This window comes from Proteiniphilum sp. UBA1028 (assembly GCF_002316955.1).
Lineage (GTDB): Bacteria > Bacteroidota > Bacteroidia > Bacteroidales > Dysgonomonadaceae > Proteiniphilum.
This window is the reverse complement of sequence record NZ_DCEN01000088.1, coordinates 19705-20639: the sequence shown is the minus strand read 5'-3', so window position 1 is coordinate 20639 and position 935 is coordinate 19705. Positions and strand designations below refer to the sequence as shown.

Sequence of the window (935 nt, the reverse complement as noted above, 5' to 3'; positions counted from 1 at the left end):
AATCAAAAACAGGTCGTAATCAAGTTACCGGCAAAAGCAGATCCTAAAAACGAAAGGGATTACAAAGTGGAACTTATTGCCGGAAAAAATATGATGGTGGACTGTAATCATCACGGACTAAACGGGATTATAGAAGAAGAGACATTGGAAGGATCAGGCTTTAAATATTATACGTTTACTACTACCGGCGATGTATGGGCTACCCGAATGGGATGCCCGGAAAATAGCAACCACGAGGAGTTTGTGACGGCCAGGCCTCTGATGATTGAATACAACAGTCAGGTTCCGGTAGTGGTATATGTGCCTGCGGGCTATGAAATAAAATACCGTGTATGGAGTGCCGGGGAAATCATGGAAGCCGGTAATCCCGCAGACAATTATGCCGTAAATGACGATGCACTCTATCAGACATGGGAATGGGCAAGCTCCGAGGGCGGATACACAGGCGGCAAGACGGCACTGAAAAACACCGGTTTAAGTAAGATCTATACCTTCAAGAAAGATGGTACCTATCTACACTACAAGAACAGGAAAATGGTACCGGCAGGAAAATTCCAATTGAGTAACGACTTTTCCATCTTCATCAAAGGTAAGCTTCCCATGATAGAACTTGCCGGTAAAGACAGAAAAATGTCATACATGTTTAACGGAAGGGATACGCTTATCCTGTCTGAAGAATGTTATGATTGCTACAAGCATGTATATGTCCGTAAATCAAAAAACATAACCCCCATATTATCCAAAATACAGGATTGTCCGGATGTGATGATAGAAAATCGCATGCCTCGGATTATCGATCGGAATGTGAAGACCAAACCGGCTCCCTCTTCCTACTATATTTATAAAGGGAAGCGTCGCGAAATCTCCGAATTTGATGCGGAATGGGTGAAAAAGAATTGTGATGTAAAAGTTGAATTAGTATACTAGGCATCGGG

At 42.8% G+C, this 935-nt stretch carries 1 protein-coding gene; it reads left to right on the top strand.

What is annotated here, in order from left to right; all coding sequences use genetic code 11:
• Nucleotides 1-927, top strand: a 927-nt coding sequence (locus B3Z75_RS14055) for an ecotin family protein (RefSeq protein ID WP_294073042.1), incomplete at its 5' end; no start/stop codon positions are given.
• Nucleotides 928-935 lie beyond the last annotated feature (8 nt).